Genomic DNA, 17,461 nt, shown 5'->3' with positions numbered 1-17,461 from the left:
GGCATTACCGGTCGAGGGCTTCCTCGCTTTCCTCGTGGACCGCATATTGCGCGTCATAGGCCTTGACGATGCGGCCCACCAGCGGATGGCGAACGACGTCGGTATCCTTGAAGCGGACGACCGAAAGTCCTTCGACACCCTTCAGGATCTGAAGGGCCTCGACCAGGCCCGACTTCACGCCACGCGGAAGGTCGACCTGGCTCGGATCGCCGGTGATGATCATCCGGCCGTTTTCGCCCAGACGCGTCAGGAACATCTTCATCTGCATCGATGTGGTGTTCTGCGCTTCATCGAGAATGATTGCAGCATTGGACAGCGTGCGGCCGCGCATGAAAGCGAGCGGCGCGATCTCGATGACGCCGGCGGTGATCGCGCGGTCGACCTTGTCGGCCGGGATCATGTCGTAGAGCGCGTCATAAAGCGGGCGGAGGTAGGGATCGACCTTTTCCTTCATGTCGCCGGGCAGGAAGCCCAGGCGCTCGCCGGCCTCGACAGCCGGACGGGTCAGGATGATCTTGTCAACGGCGCCGCGCTCCAGAAGCTGAGCTGCGTGAGCACAGGCGAGATAGGTCTTGCCGGTACCGGCCGGACCGACGCCGAAGACGAGTTCTGCGCGTTCGAGTGCCCGCATATAGGCGTCCTGCGTCGGCGTGCGGGCCTGGATGGTCTTCTTGCGGGTGGAGATCTGCGCCATGGAAAGCTTTGCCTTGCGCTCCAGCGTCGGAAGCGTCAGCTGGTCGTCGGCGGCCTGAGCCATGCGGATTGCACCTTCGACATCGGAAGCTTCCACGGAACCGCCTTTCTGCAGACGTTCATAGAGGAAATCGAGAGCCCGGCGGGCCTGATTGGTGGCGACGACATCGCCGGAGATGGAAACAGAGTTTCCACGCGGAAGGGCATCGACGTTGAGGCGCTGTTCGAGGAGTTTGAGGTTCTGGTCGAACTGACCAAAGAGCTCGCTGGCTAACCTGTTGTTCTCAAACGTCAGGACGAAGTGGTTGGCGTCGGTCGCTGCGGATCGGGGTTGGCGCGCTGTCGAAGAAACCAATTCTGATGCGTTCAAGTAAGCAAGCTCCTCAACTTGATTCAGACCCCGATTAAACTCTCTGCCGGCTCGGCAAACAAGCTGTTCGGGCCAGTTCCGATGATTCGTACACGGATAATCTCACCGATTTGCGATGTTTTTGCATCAACATTCACAGACTGCAGCCAGGGCGAGCGTCCAATCACCTGACCCGGCATGCGGCCCGGCTTTTCCAGGAGCAGATCGATCGTCTTTCCAACGCAGGATGTGGCGAAGTCGGCCTGCTGTTTCAAGAGCAGGGCCTGAAGCCGCTCGAGCCGCTCCGTCTTGACGTCCTCGTCCACATGGTTCGGCAGATCGGCGCCGGGCGTACCCGGACGGCTCGAATATTTGAACGAGAAGGCCGAGGCGTAATTCACGTCCTCGACAATCTTCAGCGTGTCCTCGAAATCCTGATCCGTCTCACCGGGGAAGCCGACGATGAAATCGCCCGACATGGCGATATCCGGCCGCGCCTCACGGATGCGCTCGATCAGGCGCAGATACTCGGCACCGGTATGGCGACGGTTCATCGCCTTCAGGATGCGATCGGAACCGGCCTGCACCGGCAGATGCAGGTAGGGCATGAGATTGCGCAGGTCGCGATGCGCCTCGATCAGCCGATCATCCATGTCACGCGGATGGCTGGTCGTGTAGCGCAGGCGGGCGAGACCCGGAATATCGGCGAGCCGATACAAGAGATCGGCAAGGCCGAGTTCGGCGCCGGTTTCGCTCTTCGAACGCCAGGCATTGACGTTCTGGCCGAGCAGGGTGATTTCGCGGACGCCGGCATCGACCAGCCGCTTTGCCTCATCGATGATCTGGCCGACCGGACGAGAGACTTCCGAACCACGGGTATAGGGCACGACGCAGAAGGTGCAGAACTTGTCGCAGCCTTCCTGCACGGTGAGGAAGGACGTGACGCCGCGCGAGCGGATGACCTTCTTCTCGGTTGCCGGCAGATGCTCGAACTTGTCCTCGACGGCATATTCGGTATCAACGACCCGCTCGCCGCCGCGGGCCTTTCTCAAGGCCTCCGGCAGGCGGTGATAGGTCTGCGGGCCGATGACGACATCGACGGCGGGCGCGCGGCGAATGATCTCCTCGCCTTCCGCCTGGGCGACGCAACCGGCAACGCCGATCATCATCTCCTTGCCTTCGGCGGCACGGGCCTTCTTCATGTCGCGCAGGCGGCCAAGGGCGGAATAGACCTTTTCTGCCGCCTTCTCACGGATATGACAGGTATTGAGCAGGACGAGATCGGCCTCGTCCATGTTTTCCGTCGTCACATATCCTTCACCCGCCAGCGCATCGCCCATGCGGGTGGAATCATAGACGTTCATCTGACAGCCATAGGTCTTGATGAAGACCTTGCGGCTGTTGGGACGGGCGTCCGGACAGTTGACCGGCTCTTCTGCCGGCGCGGAAAGGGAGACGTGTTCGTTCATGGCTGGCTCATACAGCAAGAAGGGCAGGAAATGAAGCGTTTCATGCGGGGCGGCATGCGGGCAAGCGAGCAGCCGGGATCAACTGGCTCGGACGCTTTCAGCCTTCAGCCGCCAGCTTTTTCTTGCGCAAACGCCGCCAGATGACGAAGGCCAGACTTTCCACCACCATCAGGACGATCATCACTTCCAGCGCCAGTTCCGAGACATTGCCGTTGAAGGAAAGGCGCGCGCAGACATAACCGATGAAAAAGAACAGCGAGTTCCACACCGCAACACCAAGGCCTGCCGCCACCGCGAACGGGCCTGGATTGACCTTCAGGAGACCGGCAATTGCCGGGGCAACCAGCCTGACGGTCGGCACAAGCTGTGCGGTGAACGACAGCGCCGCCTGATTGGTGCGGAAATAGCTGATCATCTTCTGAACTTTTTCGGACGAGGTGCCGAACAGCAGTGCAAACCGCGTCAGGAAGCGGAAGGAACGCTCTTCCGAGACGCTTGCGGCGCAGAGATAGTAGATCGAGCCGCCGACATAGCTGCCGGCGATGGCAGCGATCAGCGCAGCCAGAACCGACCACGCGCCCGATTCTGCAGCAATGCCGACAGCGACCAGTATGGCATAGGACGGAAAGATCGGGATGACCCGTTCCGAAAAGACGACAAGGAAAACCCCGAGAAGCCCGTATTCCGCCGACCAGTTTATCAGCTGTCCAAGTGGATCCATCATCACGTCCAGATATTATCGATGCTTCTCATAGGCACAGGTGGATTTGAAGACCAAGCCCATAAGCTCTCAAAAAGACAGCCCAACTGCAAATGGATGGCTTCCGCCCGCCACGCAATGAAGGGCTAGTTCACGCTCTCGTCATCAAGCGCCTTGCCGATCGCATCGTAATCACGGCCCCGCAGATGGCGGATCAGCATGCGGCGAAGCTGGCCGGTGACGTTCTGGCTCAGGTGCTTGCGATTGTCGCCGGTGCGAAAATCGACCGTGTCTCCGAACGCGACATCGACATCCAGTGCGCCCTGTTTCAGCACGCCCATCAGATGCGGCATCAGCGTGATATCCCCCGGCCAGGCGGCGATCGGCCGATGATAGCGGCCCATCGCCATGCCATGGACGCGGGTATAGGCGATTGCTACCGGCTGCACATGCACGACACCCTGTGGCGTGTGCGGCACGGCAGCGGCGGCAGCGCCGAAGAGCGAGGACTTGATCTCCAGAAGACGGTTGCCGTCGGACGTCGTGCCTTCGGGAAACAGCACGACGATCTCGCCCGCCGTCATCCGCTCGGCAATCTCGTTGACCTGATCGCCGGTGCGACGGCGCTCTTCGCGAACGATGAAGATGCTCTTCTGCAATTTGGCGAGCGTGCCGAAGACCGGCCAGTCCGCCACCTCGGCCTTGGCGATATAGACGACATCCGCCACCGCGCCGAGGACGAGAATGTCCTTCCAGGACACGTGATTTGCGGCAAGCATCAGCGGTCGCTGGCGCTCCAGACGTCCATGGACATGGATGCGGATACCAATCAGAAAACAGGCAGCCCTGTGCCAGAGCCTTGGAATGGTGCGGCGGATCTTCCAGTCGAAGGCAAGGCCGAGAAGCTGGAACGGCAGGAGAACCAGCGTCACGATCACGAGACAGATGATGACGAGGCCGATCCGGATGGAGGTGATCAATGCTTTTCCCTATCGGTTCCGCTCACTTGCCGTCCTTGTCGAGCGGTATGCCGTAAAGCTCCAGCCGATGCCCGACCAGCCTGAAACCGAGTTCACGGGCGATACGCTCCTGCAACGCCTCGATCTCTGCCGACTGGAATTCGATCACGTGGCCGGTCTTCAGGTCGATCATGTGATCGTGATGCTCTTCCGGCACGGTTTCATAGCGGGAGCGGCCATCGCGGAAATCATGGCGCTCGATTATGCCCTCATCCTCGAACAGCTTGACGGTGCGGTAGACCGTCGAGATGGAGATGCGCGGATCGACCCTGGAGGAGCGGCGATAGAGCTCCTCGACATCCGGATGATCGTCGGATTCCTGCAATATCCGGGCAATGACCCGACGCTGGTCGGTCATGCGCATGCCCTTCTCGGCACACAGCTCTTCCAGTGTCTTGGAAAGGTCCGTCATGACGTTCTGGCCTTCGAAATATTCACGTATTATTTGGGACTAGCGAAGAACGCGGCTCATGACAAGCGCGGCAGTCCGCCGTCCGTCGGCACCGAGGTAATAAGCCGGCCTCTCCGCCACTTTGGCAAAGCCGAGTTTGCCGTAGAGACCGACCGCCGGGCGGTTATCCGCCTCGACCTCGAGGAACATGCTGTCGGCACCCCTCGATATCGCCTCGCGCAGCGCGGCCTGCATAAGACGCCAGCCAAGGCCCTGACGGGCGAATTTTTCCGATGTGGCGACAGTGAGAATTTCAGCCTCTCCCCCTGCCTCGCGGCTCAGCACGAAGCCGCCGAGCGGTCTGGAGAAGAACGCGTTGGTCTGGCGGGCGATGAAACCGAAAACGTTGCGCTCAAGAATGAGGTTCTGAAACTCGCCGTCGCTCCACTGACGCGGGAAGCGCAGACCGTGCAGGTCCGAGATCTCGGCGCAATCGTCGACTTCCATCGGCACGATTTCGAAAAACGGCTTCCAGCTCAGATATTCGTCGAACATGTCGCCTACACTCTTGCCAGTGCGAAGCCCGTCTGCGGCTTGGCATCGGGGCCGCGCAGATAAAGCGGCTTCGGGCGGCTGCCATCGGCCTTCCTGGCCGCACCGAGACGCGCAACGATACCGATATCGAAGCGATCCTGGGATTTCGTCACCCACGAACCGAACAGGTCGGCTGATGCGGAGACAGCCAGACGCTCGACATCCTCTGCCGAGAGCGCTGCCGGTTCACCCAGCGAACTGCCATCTGCGGCAAAGGCCTGAGCATAGATCTCTTCCCGCTTGGCATCCATGGCGATGACGACCGGTTTCGCATCACCCGACACCGCATGATGCATGGCAGCCAGGGTTTCCAGCGTCGATACGCCGACACACTCGGTGCCGAGAGAGAGGGCGAAACCGCGGGCCGCCGCGACGCCGACGCGGATGCCGGTAAAAGAGCCCGGACCGATGACGACGGCGATCTTCCCGACCTGGTCGAGCGCAACCTCGGCTTCGTCGAGAGCCTGGTCGATGACGGCCATCAGCCGTTCCGCATGGCCCTTGCCGATTTCCTCGGAGACGGCAGACAGAAGCTTGCCGGCGGCACTGTCAAATACCGCCGCAGAACAATCGATGCTCGCAGTGTCGATAGCCAATACAATCATGAACAGGTCTTACGGAGTATCAGAGGGCCTCAACCGCCTGCACTTCGGGAACGAAGTGCTTGAGCAGGTTTTGGACACCGTGCTTCAGCGTGGCCGTCGACGATGGGCAACCGGAGCAGGCACCCTTCATGTTGAGATAGACGGTACCGTCCTTGTAACCCTTGAATGTGATGTCGCCACCATCCTGGGCAACGGCCGGACGGACCCGGGTTTCGAGCAGTTCCTTGATGGTCTCGACGATGGTTTCGTCTTCATCGTCGAAGAACTCGCCTTCTTCATCGAGAGCCTCGGCCATGGCCGAACCGCCGCCCATGATCGGCTGACCGGACATGAAATGTTCCATGATCGTGCCGAGGATGGCAGGCTTCAGGTGCTGCCACTCGGCATCCGACTTCGTGACGGTGATGAAATCGTAACCGAAATAGACACCGGTTACACCCGGTACGGCAAACAGACGGAGCGCCAGCGGAGATGCGGCCGCTTCATCGCCATTGCGGAATTCGGCCGTGCCTTTTTCCAGAACCACCTTGCCGGGAAGGAACTTCAGGGTCGCCGGGTTCGGCGTGGCTTCCGTCTGGATGAACATGGGCTTGCTCCTGGCCGGCGAGCGGCGCTCAATTTAGAATTCTTCCAAAGAAGATAGGCATTGCCATCTTTGGGTTCAAGTGCGCCTTTGGTCGCCCCCGGTCAAGCGGTTTATGCGAGCGCCTCGATTTCCTCTTCCGACAGCGTATCGGGCAACACCGTAACCGGTATCGGGAAAGCGGTGCCGCGCCCGGCAATGGCGGAGACGAGAGGCCCCGGCCCTTCCTTGGCAGAACCCGCAGCCAGCACGAGAATGGCGATGTCTCGGTCTTCCTCGACAAGGCTGTTGATCTGCTCGGGCGCATTGCCCTCGCGGATGACGATTTCGGGATCTATGCCGATTGTCTCGCGCACCCGGTGGGCAGCCTTGGCCATCACGGCCTCCGCTTCTTCCATCGCTTCGGCACGCATAATCTGCTCGACGCCCAGCCATTGCTGGAAGTCGCCCTCGGCAATGATGTAAAGCAGAACAAGACCGCCATTGGAATTCTTGGCGCGGCGACCGGCATAATGGACGGCCTTTTCGCATTCCGGCGTGCCATCGATGACCGCCATGAACTTGCGCCTGTGGCCTTCCAGCCGCGAAAGTCTCTTGGAAACCATAGCGCCCCCTTACCCTGGATCAGCTACCGAAACAGTCGTGCCGCGGACCTTATACCAACCCGCGAAAATGAAAACCCGCCGCTGGCGGCGGCGGGTCGAAGCACATGTTGGTTTGAGAAATCAGCGCAGGAAGCCGACGATGTCGAAGACTTCGCCCATGACCTTCTCGGCGCGGGCACCGGCGCGTTCGCCGCCATCCCTGAGGATCGCGTCGATATGCGAGGTGTCGTCGAGAAGACGGCGCATCTCGGCGCTGATCGGCGCCAGAACCTCAACGGCGAGATCGGCGAGCGCCGGCTTGAACACCGAGAACTGCTGGCCGCCATATTCCTTCAGCACGTCAGCCTTGGTGCGGTCCGCAAGGGCTGCATAGATGCCGACGAGATTGTCCGCCTCCGGACGACCGGCAAGGCCGTCGACTTCGCTCGGCAAACCTTCCGGATCGGTCTTGGCCTTGCGGATCTTTTTGGCGATCTCGTCTGCATCATCCATCAGGTTGATGCGCGACAGGTCCGACGGATCCGACTTCGACATCTTCTTGGTGCCGTCACGCAGCGACATGACGCGCGGAGCGGGCCCATCGATCAGCGGTTCGACCAGCGGGAAATAACCATGGATCGGCTCTTCGCCGACCACCATGTCGACGCCGGTGCCAGTGGTGCGGATCTTTGCCTGGAAGTCGATGTTGAACTTCTGGGCGATGTCGCGAGCCAATTCGAGATGCTGCTTCTGGTCGTCGCCGACCGGCACATGGGTGGCGCGGTAGACGAGAATGTCGGCCGCCATCAGGCTCGGATAGGCGAGCAGGCCGAGCGAGGCGTTTTCACGGTCCTTTCCGGCCTTGTCCTTGAACTGCGTCATGCGGTTCATCCAGCCGATACGGGCAACACAGTTGAACACCCAGGCAAGTTCGGCATGCTGCGGCACGGCCGACTGGTTGAAGACGATATGCTTCACCGGATCGATGCCGGAGGCGATGAAGGCAGCGGCGATCGAACGGATCTGGCCACGCAGGTCGTCATGCACGAGCTGGGCGGTGATCGCATGCAGATCGACGACGCAATAGATGCAGTCGTTGTTTTCCTGCAGCGCTACGAACTTGCGGATCGCGCCGAGATAATTGCCGAGATGGAGATTGCCGGTCGGCTGAACGCCGGAGAAAACGAGCGGCTTGAAGGTGTTCATGATGTCCTCGAACAGGCGGTTGGAAGGCCTCAGGCCGAAAGGTTGCGCGCTGCCGGAAGGTTTGAACGCCTCCGGTAATCGTGCCCCGCGGGCCATGTAGCTAACGACGCGCTCTAAGCATGGCTGGCGGGCCAGCATCAAGGGGTGCGCAACCTTTATTTCGCAGCGCAGCGCGATTTCACGCCGAATTCAACATCTCACCCCTGGATTTTTTGGGGGTTTTGGCAGTGGCACGCGATGCCAGTCCCGCAGTCATGCTCAAATCACCTATGTAACAGTTATATAACGGAGATTTTCGCCCTTCCCCTCAAATACAACGGCAATCAAAACTAGGTTTAGTTAATGGATATTAAGATTTACGGCCCATTAATCTCAATTGAGAGTAAATCTCACCTTATTCGCGCCTCTTTTCGGAAAGAAATACCCCGCCACGACGAAGCCGACCGTCATGACGACAGGTCTTTTCCTAGGGGACACCCATGCGCATTTTTTCTCGCGTCGCGCTGGCCTGCCTTTTGGCCTTCAGCCTGAACGCCAACGCCGAAGCAGCAGGCAAGAACGACAAACGCCGCGGCACAACGATCCAGCACGATTACTCGGCCTTCTACACGGTCCAGCGGGTCAGTGTCCAAACCGGCTGTTTTCCCGAAAAGCTCGAAGCAATACTTGCCCATATTGCCAAGGAGACCGGCCACAAGCCGGTCGTGACATCCGGCCATCGTCCGCATTCAGGCAAATCCCAGCATAGCCGCTGTTTTGCCGCCGATATCCGCGTGCCGGGTGTCTCGGAAAAACGCATTCTTGCAGCTGTCGCCAGCGCGCCGGGGATTGGCGGCATCGGCCGCTACTGCAACGGCATCATACATGTCGATATCGGACCGAAACGGCACTGGGCCTATTGCGGGCGCAACAAGCATGGAGGGAGCCTCGCCAGCCTGAAGCGCAAGGCCGGCGACGGAGACAGCTGACAAGAGCAATAGCGGCTTAGCCTTCAGCCCGTAGTCTTTGAACCGCGCTTGATATTGCGGCGGATCATGCCGAGATCGGCTCCGCCGATCAGGAAAGCGACGCCGAAATAGACGACCATGGCAATGCCGATCAGCACGCCGAGGGCCGCCACCTTCTCCACCAGATGCGCGCCGGGTGCCAGCCAGGGTGCAGCGTGGGGCAAGGCGTAGACGAGAACGGCGGCCATGACTGCGGTCGACACCAGAAGAAGCGCCGCCCGCTTGGCCAGCTGCCATTCCCAGATGAGATCGCCACGCCAGGTGAGCGTCGTGAACAGCAGGATGGTGTTGATCCAGCCCGCCGTCGCCTCCGCCGTGGCGATGCCACGCTCGGCCAGAACCGGGAAGAGCGAAATTGCCAGCCCGGAATTGACGACGACCGACAGCATGGTGAAACGCATCGGGGTTTTCGTGTCCTCGCGGGCGTAGAAGCCCGGCTGCAGCGCTTTGATCAGCACGAAGCCCGGCAGGCCGAGGCCGTAGATCGCCAGAATGCCGCCGACCACGGCCGTGTTGTCGGCCGTAAAGGCGCCGCGCTCATAGAGAACCCGAATGATCGCATCCGACAGGATCCATAGGCCGGCAGCCGCGGGAAGCGTCAGGAACAGGACGAATTCGATCGAGCGGTTCTGGATATTCTTGGCTTCCCTCACCTGCCCGCCCTTCAGGGCACGAGAAAGCTCCGGCAGAAGCACGACACCGACCGCGACGCCGACGACGCCGAGCGGCAGCTGATAGATGCGGTCGGCATATTGGAGGGCGGCGATCGCACCTTCCTTGCCGGACGCGATTGCCTGACCGATGATCTGGTTGATCTGGGTAATGCCGCCCGTCACGGCGGCGGGGACAGCCAGAACCAGCAGGCGTTTGACATTGGGCGTCATGCGCGGGCGCCTGAAGCCGATATTGATGCCGGCATAGCGCACGCCGGCATAGACGACCGCCATCTGCAGCAGGCCGGCGACCAGCACGCTCCAGGACAGATACCAGGCGATGACGCGCGGGTCGGCGTGGATATAGAGGCCGTAGAACAGCGCTCCGATCATCACGACGTTGAGAAAGACGGGGGCGACAGCGGCGGCGAAGAAGTGATGCAGCGAATTGAGCATGCCCGACAGCATCGCCGTCAGCGACATGCACATGAGATAGGGGAACATGACCGCCGCCATGCGGATGGTCAGCGAGGTCTTTTCCGCGTCATCGGCAAAGCCCGGCGCAATGATCCACTCGACCAGCCAGGGCATCATCAGTTCCATGACGATGGTGATGATCAGCAGAGCCGAAAACAGCACCCCGAAGACTTCCTCCGAGAAGCGCTTGGCCCCATCCACACCGTTTGCCTCGATTTCCTTGGAAAACAGCGGCACGAAGGCGGCATTGAAGGCGCCCTCGGCAAACAGGCGGCGAAACAAGTTCGGAAAGCGGAAGGCGGCATAGAAGACGTCGGCCATCGGCCCGGTGCCGAGCGCCGCCGCCATGAAGGTTTCGCGGGCAAAGCCGAATATGCGGCTGCCGAGCGTTGCGCCGCCGACAGTTGCGAATTTCTTCACGAGGCTCATATGCAGTCATCCATTGCGGCGGTTACGCGCTTGCCTTGGTCTTGCGCGCCGGCTGTTCAGGCGTGGCAAGCGGCGACGCCTTGACCTTGGCCTCGTCGTCCTGATCCGTCATGACCTGCTTCAACCGATCGACAATGCCGTTCTGGCGGTTCTCATTGGTCACCTTGTGGCCGACGAGATCGGTCACATAGAAGGTGTCGATCACCTTTTCACCGAAAGTGGTGATGCGCGCCGACTGGATGTCGAGCGACAGATCGGCGAGGCAGGCGGTGATATCGGCCAGAAGGCCGGTGCGGTCGAGGCATTCCACCTCGATCACGGTAAACTTGTTGGAGAGCCCGTTCGACAACGTGACCGATGGCGGGATGTGGAATGCCTTGGTCTTCTTGCGGGTCCTGGCGCGCGTAGCGATGACTTCCGGCAGGTGCCGCTTGCCCGAGAGCACGTCCTCGATCATCCGTCCGATCGTGCCGGCGCGACGCAGTTCATCCTCGTCGACATTAAATTCGCGATTGATCAGGATCGTGTCGAGAGCCCGGCCATCACCGGTGGTGAAGATCTGAGCATCGACGATATTGGCTCCGGCTGCCGCGCAGGCACCGGCGATGATCGACAGAAGACGCGGATGGTCGGGGGCAAGCACCGTGATCTCGGTGATCGCCCTGAAGGCATCGGTGCGCACCATGGTGGCCAGCGCATGACCGGCGTGATCGGCATCGCGAATGAAGGCCGCGTGCCGCAGCTGATCGTCGAGCGACACGGCCAGCAGATAGGGCTGGTAGTGCAGGCGCGAATAGGTCTTGCGGTCCTTCTCGCTCCAGTCGGACAGCGCCTTGTAGAGCGCTTCTTCCGCCACCTGGGCGCGCTCGCGGCGCGGGGTTTCGGAGAAGCCGCCGGACAGGAGAAGCTCCGTCTCGTAATAGAGGGTGCGCAGCAACTGTCCCTTCCAGCCGTTCCAGACCCCTGGACCGACCGCACGGGTATCGCAGATCGTCAGGATCAGCAGCAGCTTCAGCCGGTCCATCGACTGGACGACTTCGGCAAAGTCGGTGATCGTCTTACGGTCGTGAAGATCGCGGGTCTGCGATGTCATCGACATGACGAGATGTTTTTCGATCAGCCAGACGACGATTTCCGTCTGCTTCGGGTTCAGTCCGAGTCTCGGGCAGAGCTTGCGGGCGATGCGGGCACCGGCGATCGAATGATCCTCCTGGCGCCCCTTGGCGATATCGTGGATCAGCACGGCAACATAAAGCGCCTCGCGCTCCTCGATGCCCGGCATGATCTTGGTGGCGAGCGGGTGGATATCCTCGACCTCACCCTTGTCGATCTCCGACAGGCCTTCGACTGAGCGGATCAGGTGCTCGTCGACGGTGTAGTGGTGATACATGTTGAATTGCATCATCGCCACGACCTTGCCGAACTCGGGAATGAAGCGGCCGAGAACACCGGCCTCGTTCATCCGGCGCAGCATCAGGGCAGGCTCGCGGCGGGAGGTGAGGATCGAGAGGAACAGCCGGTTAGCCTCCTCGTTTTCCCTGACACTGTGGTCGATGAGGGACAACGATCGCGTCATCTTTTTCAACGCATCCGGATGCAGTTCCAGCTGGTTGATATCGGCAACATGGAAAAAGCGGATGATATTGATCGGATCGCGGCTGAAGACATCCGGAGATGCAAGCGTGATGCGACCACGGTCGGTGACGAAATCCGTTGTACCGGGGATCTTGTGCAGCCGCTTGGTGAAGCGGGACATGACGCGGGTGGCAAGGCCGGGGGCAGCCTTGGCCTGCTGCTCCTCAAGCGCCGAGCAGAAGATGCGTGTCAGGTCACCGACATCCTTGGCAACGAGGAAATAGTGTTTCATGAAGCGCTCGACCGAGGACAGGCCGGGGCGCTCGTGATAGCCGAGCGCGGCTGCGATATCACGCTGGATATCGAAGGACAGGCGTTCTTCCGCTTTGCCGGTCAAGAAATGCATGTGGCAGCGAACCGCCCAGAGGAAATCGTCGGCCTTTTCGAACAGGCGGATTTCGGAGCGGGAAAAGACGCCGAGCTTGACCAGTTCGGCCGTATCCTTGACCCGGTAATAATATTTGGCGATCCAGAACAGCGTGTGCAGGTCGCGCAGGCCGCCCTTGCCTTCCTTGACATTGGGTTCGACCAGATAACGCGTGTCACCGGACTTCTGGTGCCGCTGGTCGCGCTCGGCGAGCTTGGCGCTGACGAATTCAGCACCCGTATCGGCAACGACTTCCCTGTCGAAGCGGTTTTCCAGATCGGCAAAGAGGATCTCGCAGCCGCAGATCAGCCGAGCCTCCAGGATGGCAGTACGGATCGTCATGTCCGTTTTCGACAGGCGGATGCATTCCTCGACGGTGCGCGTGGCATGGCCAACCTTGAAGCCCATGTCCCAGAGGATATAGAGCAGGAACTCGACGGCCTTGCGCATCTCGTCGGAATTCTTCGGCGGCAGCAGGAACAGAAGATCGATATCCGATCCCGGCGCAAGCGTCGCACGGCCGTAGCCGCCGACGGCCGCAACAGTGATTTCCTTACCTTCGGGATGGACGGCGGTGGCGACCACGTCGTGAAGCACGCGGATGATCTGGTCCTGTATCCAGGAGATGCGCCGGGCGCAGTTGAGGCCGCTGCCATCCGCATTCAGGAGATCACGCGCCTTGTTGCGGCCCTCGTTGCTGGCACGCCGCATGATCGGCAGAAGGGCGGCCCTCAGTTCGAGATGCGGGCGCACCTTCTTCATCACCGCGCGGCACTCGGCCCTCAGCGCGTCAACGTCAAGCAGTTCGGTAAAATCGATATCGTGTCTGGCCATGTCATCCTGCCGGTGCCAGTTTTGCCGGGCGGGCTTTAGCTAATTTGCGGCACCTTGACCACCGATTATGGCAATAGGTCGTTTCAAAGTTGTTGCCTTGCCTCGCCAAGTTCAAGAGTTGGCGCTTTTCGCTCCTCTTTCCTTGCGGATCTTTGCCCGCCACTGGCGCGGGCTCATGCCGGTGACCCGGCGAAACTCACGATTGAAATTGGACTTCGTCGAAAAGCCGGCCTCCAGCATGATGGAGGTCGCCGATTTGCCGGTCTCCTCCAGCAGGCGGCATGCCTCGGCGATGCGCCGGTTGTTGACGAATTGCGAGACGTTGAGCCCCGCCGAACGGTTGATCGCAGAAGACAGATCGCGGGCGGGAATGCCGGCCTTGCGGGCAATCCTTGCCAGGCTGAGGTTCTCGTCCCTGTAGAGATTGCCGTCCTCCAGAGCGGCAAGAACCCGACCGACAATCGCCTCGTCCTGAGGATTGGAGGCGGCAGCTCGCTTGCCGATCGTCCGGGATGCATCGGGCACAACCGGAGCCATGGAAAAGAGCAGACTGGCCGCGAGCGCCAAAAGGTTGATGATTGCCACCACCGAGGGGACGATCGCCGTGCCCCGGAAGACGGCATAGATGGCAATGCCTGCGTCGCTTGCGGCAAATAGAAACATCAGCGCCGCCGTCAGCCGGGCGGCACGAAAGGCCGGGCGCATGCGCTGAAGGCTCGCCTGCGTCATCATTTCCTCGCCGTCGGTCCGTGTAAGACGCCAAAGGGCGACGCCATAGGCCAGGAAGATCACCAGCAACAGGGGATCGATCAGCACCGGCAACAGGAATATGGCCAGAATCATCAGCACGGGCGGCCAGAAATGGTGCCAGGGTTTCGGCACGTCCACATCCGTCAGGCCGCGAAAGGCGAGATAGGCAAGCGGCGGCATGATGGAGGCGGTCACCGGCTGAACCGGCGCCAGGGCCGCAACGCCATAGCCGAAGTGAATGCCGACGATCATCCCCTGCAGAGCGTAGAGAACGAGGAAGGCCAGGAAATACCGGCGGCTGCCCCGCGCCTCGACACCTTTCAGGCTGTGATGGATTACCAGCACGAAGACCAGTCCGGCGATGAAGGGCAAGGGTATGGAGAGCAAGGACTTACCCGGTATAGGCGGCAGATGGCCTGAATCATGTTCTGCAAAGGACCATATCATGTTCGAGGTCGAAAGGCAGGGCATTTGCCGGTTTCGATCACGCCGTTCACAACCGAACGGAGATCCTTATGTTCTACCCTTTCCCGTTATCCCTGCTCTCGCCCATTGCTGCACTCGTCGCCATGGGCCTTTCACTGATCGCTGCGCCGGCTTTTTCCTTCGAAGCCGGAACGAAGTGGATTTCGATCACCTCGCCGCATCGAAGCGAGCCCGAGCGGGTGCTGATCACCTATCCCGCCAAGGCGGATGGCGATGCCTATACGCTTGGCGCCGACCAGTTGTGGACCGGCGTACCGGCGCGGCGCAATGCAACACCGATTGCGGAAAAATTTCCGCTGGTCATCCTCAGCCATGGTTCGGGAGGCAATGCGGCCGGGCTCGGCTGGCTGTCGACAGAGCTTGCCCGCAACGGCTTCATCGTCGCGGCTCCCAATCACATACACTCGACATCGGGCGATTCCATTCCCGTCGAGAGCTTCAAGTTCTGGGAACGGGCTCAGGACATCTCTGCCCTGATCGACGCGCTGACGACCGATCCTGCCTGGAGCGCACTCATCGATCCGGCGCGGATTGGCGGCATCGGCTTTTCGCTCGGAGGTACGACGATGATGCTTTCGGCTGGCGGACGGACTTCACTGCAGGCGCTGGAGGACTATTGTGCCAAGGCCAGGGAAGACGATGCCGGGTGCAGCTGGTTCCTGCATGGCGGGGTGGATTTTTCCAAGGTGGACAGACAAGCTTTCGAGGGCGATTACAAGGACCCTCGCCTATCGGCGATGGTTGCCGTCGATCCCGGCTTTACGACGGCCTATCAGCAGGACAGCATTGCTGCCATCGCCATGCCGACGCTATTCGTCAATCTCGGAGAAGGCGACGCCATCATGCCCGGCGTGCGCGCCGCAGAACTTTCGCGGCAGATTGAAGGGGCGAACTATGCCACCATCCCCGGCGCGGTGCATTTCTCGTTTCTCGGGATCTGCAATCCGGGCGGGCCAGAACTGTTGAAGCGCTATGGCGAGGATCCCGTCTGCAATGACGGTGGCGATATCCAGCGCGACGACCTGCACAAGCAGATCTTCTTCAAGATTGCCGTCTTTCTGCGCAGGACACTGCTCGAACGATAAGGCGTTTCAGCCCGGTTGCCGCCACATCAATTGGCGGCAGCCGCTTCGGCCAGTGCTTCATTCACCGCGATCTCGGCCATCGCAAGGGCTGCCTCGCGGCTGGTCGCCGCTGCGATGAAGCGGCCATTGTGGCAGAAGGTGGCGCCTTTGATGCCGGAGGCCGCCTCAAGCGCGCCATTGGTCAGGCCCGCCCAAGATTTCGGCAGGTCGGCGCGCAGTTCGAACCCGTCATCGGCGCGACGGATGCCGGTGACACACCAATCCTTGCCATCACGCGGATGGACGACGAAGAGGAGATGATCGGCGCCGGCCTTGATGATAGCCGGACGGAAGGGCATGCCCATCGGCAGTTCGAGAATGCGGCCTTCGCCGGTCTTCTCGATTGCTTGAAGAACGAGCGTCTCGGCGCGCAGCTTGGCCGCGCGCTTGCCGATACCCGCCTCGACAAAAGAGCGAGCGATGCCGAGAGCCACGTGAAAGGCGCGGTCATCGGCACCGGGTTCATTCTCATCGAAGGAAGGTTTCAGGGTTTCCAAAAGGCTCGACAGGGTGAGACCTGCAAGCGGCCCTGCAGTCGACGGGCTGAGCGCGCCGTTATCCATCAGGTCGATAGGCAGGACGAAGCTCTTGTCGAAGGAGGCATGCAGCGGCTCGACATGGGCGTCGGGAATATTCATCGCGGCGAGATAATCACGACCGTAATGGCTCCAGATCAGGCCAAATGAGCTGTAGGGCGCACCATCGTCGCGCAACGGCGCACCGCGCTGGTGGTGGTCGAAGATCCGTGCCTCGGCATCGAAGGCGCCGCCGACATCATAGATGATGCGATCGGAACCGGGCGTGATCCATTCCGGCGCGCGGCTGCGGACGATCTTTGCCCCGGGAAAAAGCCTGGTCAGGATGACGCTGGACAGGAGTTCGTCGGCATGGAAGCCCCCGGAATGGGTGACGAGATAGTCGGGTTTCATGCCAGGATGCGCCTCTGTTTTCTTGGGAGAGAACCAGATAGCGGGAGACGCGGGCCTTCACAAGCGGGCCAGCCGAAGGACGGGCTAAGCTGATTACGAAATCGTGAGAATTTCGAGTTCTTGGTTACCAACGGAAACGACGTCGCCGATCGCCTTGCCGGTGAGCGCCCTTGCGACCGGCGACACATAGGAAATAGTGCCGGCCCTGGGGTCGGCCTCATCTTCCCCGACGATGCGATAGGTCTGTTCGCGCCCGTCGTCGCGGCTGTAGCTCACACGGCTGCCGAAAGCGACAACGTTATTCGACGGTGGTGCCAGCATAGGCTGGGCGGTGCGGAGCCGCTCGGAAAAGTAACGCAGATCGCGGGCCGGCCCGGCCGACTGGCGACGGCGCTCGTTGATATCCTCGATGGCACTTGCGGCCTCGAGAGCATCACGGGCGGAGCTGAACTGCAATTCAAGCGCCTTCAGCCCGGTCTCGGTGACGAAGTTCGGATGGGCTGAAATCGGTCGATCCGGCAGAACCGTCTCGGCTGCCGTCTCCGCACTTTCTTCCTTCATGAAGGCAACGCTCACG

At 60.8% G+C, this 17,461-nt stretch carries 17 protein-coding genes; 2 read left to right on the top strand and 15 right to left on the bottom strand.

The features are described 5' to 3' along the window. Positions 1–4: 4 nt before the first annotated feature. The 10 genes from NCHU2750_RS00210 to trpS form a co-directional block, all read right to left on the bottom strand. The gene (locus NCHU2750_RS00210) at positions 5–1,063 is read right to left on the bottom strand and encodes a PhoH family protein (protein WP_119938607.1); all 1,059 of its coding nucleotides are present in this window, start codon (positions 1,061–1,063) and stop codon (positions 5–7) included. Between the two features lie 23 nt (positions 1,064–1,086). Continuing rightward, a complete protein-coding gene (gene miaB, locus NCHU2750_RS00205; RefSeq protein ID WP_245480432.1) occupies positions 1,087–2,406 on the bottom strand; it encodes a tRNA (N6-isopentenyl adenosine(37)-C2)-methylthiotransferase MiaB in 1,320 nt (439 codons plus the stop codon). A 202-nt stretch (positions 2,407–2,608) separates the two neighbouring features. Continuing rightward, positions 2,609–3,235, bottom strand: a complete 627-nt coding sequence (locus NCHU2750_RS00200) for a DedA family protein (protein WP_119938605.1) — start codon at positions 3,233–3,235, stop codon at positions 2,609–2,611. Between the two features lie 122 nt (positions 3,236–3,357). Further along, on the bottom strand, positions 3,358–4,191 hold the full coding sequence (gene olsA, locus NCHU2750_RS00195) for a lyso-ornithine lipid O-acyltransferase (RefSeq protein WP_119938604.1): 834 nt from the start codon (positions 4,189–4,191) through the stop codon (positions 3,358–3,360). 22 nt (positions 4,192–4,213) lie between these two features. Then, complete coding sequence (locus NCHU2750_RS00190; protein WP_119938603.1) at positions 4,214–4,642, bottom strand: Fur family transcriptional regulator; 429 nt, start codon at positions 4,640–4,642, stop codon at positions 4,214–4,216. Between the two features lie 39 nt (positions 4,643–4,681). Next, a complete protein-coding gene (locus NCHU2750_RS00185; RefSeq protein ID WP_119938602.1) occupies positions 4,682–5,176 on the bottom strand; it encodes a GNAT family N-acetyltransferase in 495 nt (164 codons plus the stop codon). Between the two features lie 5 nt (positions 5,177–5,181). After that, entirely contained in the window at positions 5,182–5,820 is a 639-nt protein-coding gene (gene tsaB, locus NCHU2750_RS00180; protein WP_119938601.1) for a tRNA (adenosine(37)-N6)-threonylcarbamoyltransferase complex dimerization subunit type 1 TsaB, read from the bottom strand. 19 nt (positions 5,821–5,839) lie between these two features. Next, complete coding sequence (locus NCHU2750_RS00175; RefSeq protein WP_119938600.1) at positions 5,840–6,406, bottom strand: NifU family protein; 567 nt, start codon at positions 6,404–6,406, stop codon at positions 5,840–5,842. 110 nt (positions 6,407–6,516) lie between these two features. Next, positions 6,517–7,008, bottom strand: a complete 492-nt coding sequence (locus tag NCHU2750_RS00170) for a universal stress protein (protein ID WP_119938599.1) — start codon at positions 7,006–7,008, stop codon at positions 6,517–6,519. Between the two features lie 120 nt (positions 7,009–7,128). Further along, positions 7,129–8,193, bottom strand: a complete 1,065-nt coding sequence (gene trpS / locus NCHU2750_RS00165) for a tryptophan--tRNA ligase (RefSeq protein WP_119938598.1) — start codon at positions 8,191–8,193, stop codon at positions 7,129–7,131. A 479-nt stretch (positions 8,194–8,672) separates the two neighbouring features. Between trpS and NCHU2750_RS00160 the strand changes: the two genes are divergently transcribed. After that, entirely contained in the window at positions 8,673–9,161 is a 489-nt protein-coding gene (locus NCHU2750_RS00160) for a YcbK family protein (RefSeq protein WP_119938597.1), read from the top strand. Between the two features lie 23 nt (positions 9,162–9,184). Here the strand turns inward: NCHU2750_RS00160 and murJ are convergent, their stop codons facing one another. From murJ to NCHU2750_RS00145, 3 genes are all read right to left on the bottom strand, one after another. Beyond that, entirely contained in the window at positions 9,185–10,759 is a 1,575-nt protein-coding gene (gene murJ / locus NCHU2750_RS00155) for a murein biosynthesis integral membrane protein MurJ (RefSeq protein ID WP_119938596.1), read from the bottom strand. Positions 10,760–10,781: 22 nt separating this feature from the next. Further along, positions 10,782–13,595, bottom strand: coding sequence for a [protein-PII] uridylyltransferase (locus tag NCHU2750_RS00150; protein WP_119938595.1), 2,814 nt, complete (start codon positions 13,593–13,595; stop codon positions 10,782–10,784). Positions 13,596–13,706: 111 nt separating this feature from the next. Beyond that, positions 13,707–14,732, bottom strand: a complete 1,026-nt coding sequence (locus NCHU2750_RS00145; protein ID WP_162939429.1) for a helix-turn-helix domain-containing protein — start codon at positions 14,730–14,732, stop codon at positions 13,707–13,709. Positions 14,733–14,860: 128 nt separating this feature from the next. Between NCHU2750_RS00145 and NCHU2750_RS00140 the strand changes: the two genes are divergently transcribed. Next, positions 14,861–15,916: an alpha/beta hydrolase family protein gene (locus NCHU2750_RS00140; RefSeq protein WP_119938593.1), complete on the top strand. Its 1,056-nt coding sequence runs from the start codon at positions 14,861–14,863 to the stop codon at positions 15,914–15,916. A 26-nt stretch (positions 15,917–15,942) separates the two neighbouring features. Here NCHU2750_RS00140 and NCHU2750_RS00135 read toward each other — a convergent pair whose 3' ends face one another. Further along, the gene (locus NCHU2750_RS00135) at positions 15,943–16,884 is read right to left on the bottom strand and encodes an MYG1 family protein (RefSeq protein ID WP_119938592.1); all 942 of its coding nucleotides are present in this window, start codon (positions 16,882–16,884) and stop codon (positions 15,943–15,945) included. 93 nt (positions 16,885–16,977) lie between these two features. Continuing rightward, a complete protein-coding gene (gene greA, locus NCHU2750_RS00130; RefSeq protein ID WP_119938591.1) occupies positions 16,978–17,460 on the bottom strand; it encodes a transcription elongation factor GreA in 483 nt (160 codons plus the stop codon). Position 17,461: the final 1 nt, after the last annotated feature.

It is taken from the genome of Neorhizobium sp. NCHU2750 (assembly GCF_003597675.1).
Classification (GTDB): domain Bacteria; phylum Pseudomonadota; class Alphaproteobacteria; order Rhizobiales; family Rhizobiaceae; genus Neorhizobium.
The sequence above is the reverse complement of the archived record's forward strand: the minus strand, read 5'-3'. Positions and strand labels throughout refer to the sequence as shown.

Bases quoted from the DNA above. Each gene is read 5' to 3' on its own strand.
- miaB (WP_245480432.1), bottom strand. From the start codon at position 2,406: ATGAACGTCTATGATTCCACCCGCATGGGCGATGCGCTGGCGGGTGAA.
- NCHU2750_RS00200 (WP_119938605.1), bottom strand. From the start codon at position 3,235: ATGATGGATCCACTTGGACAGCTGATAAACTGGTCGGCGGAATACGGG.
- NCHU2750_RS00190 (WP_119938603.1), bottom strand. From the start codon at position 4,642: ATGACGGACCTTTCCAAGACACTGGAAGAGCTGTGTGCCGAGAAGGGC.
- NCHU2750_RS00185 (WP_119938602.1), bottom strand. From the start codon at position 5,176: ATGTTCGACGAATATCTGAGCTGGAAGCCGTTTTTCGAAATCGTGCCG.
- tsaB (WP_119938601.1), bottom strand. From the start codon at position 5,820: ATGATTGTATTGGCTATCGACACTGCGAGCATCGATTGTTCTGCGGCG.
- NCHU2750_RS00175 (WP_119938600.1), bottom strand. From the start codon at position 6,406: ATGTTCATCCAGACGGAAGCCACGCCGAACCCGGCGACCCTGAAGTTC.
- NCHU2750_RS00170 (WP_119938599.1), bottom strand. From the start codon at position 7,008: ATGGTTTCCAAGAGACTTTCGCGGCTGGAAGGCCACAGGCGCAAGTTC.
- trpS (WP_119938598.1), bottom strand. From the start codon at position 8,193: ATGAACACCTTCAAGCCGCTCGTTTTCTCCGGCGTTCAGCCGACCGGC.
- NCHU2750_RS00160 (WP_119938597.1), top strand. From the start codon at position 8,673: ATGCGCATTTTTTCTCGCGTCGCGCTGGCCTGCCTTTTGGCCTTCAGC.
- murJ (WP_119938596.1), bottom strand. From the start codon at position 10,759: ATGAGCCTCGTGAAGAAATTCGCAACTGTCGGCGGCGCAACGCTCGGC.
- NCHU2750_RS00150 (WP_119938595.1), bottom strand. From the start codon at position 13,595: ATGGCCAGACACGATATCGATTTTACCGAACTGCTTGACGTTGACGCG.
- NCHU2750_RS00140 (WP_119938593.1), top strand. From the start codon at position 14,861: ATGTTCTACCCTTTCCCGTTATCCCTGCTCTCGCCCATTGCTGCACTC.
- NCHU2750_RS00135 (WP_119938592.1), bottom strand. From the start codon at position 16,884: ATGAAACCCGACTATCTCGTCACCCATTCCGGGGGCTTCCATGCCGAC.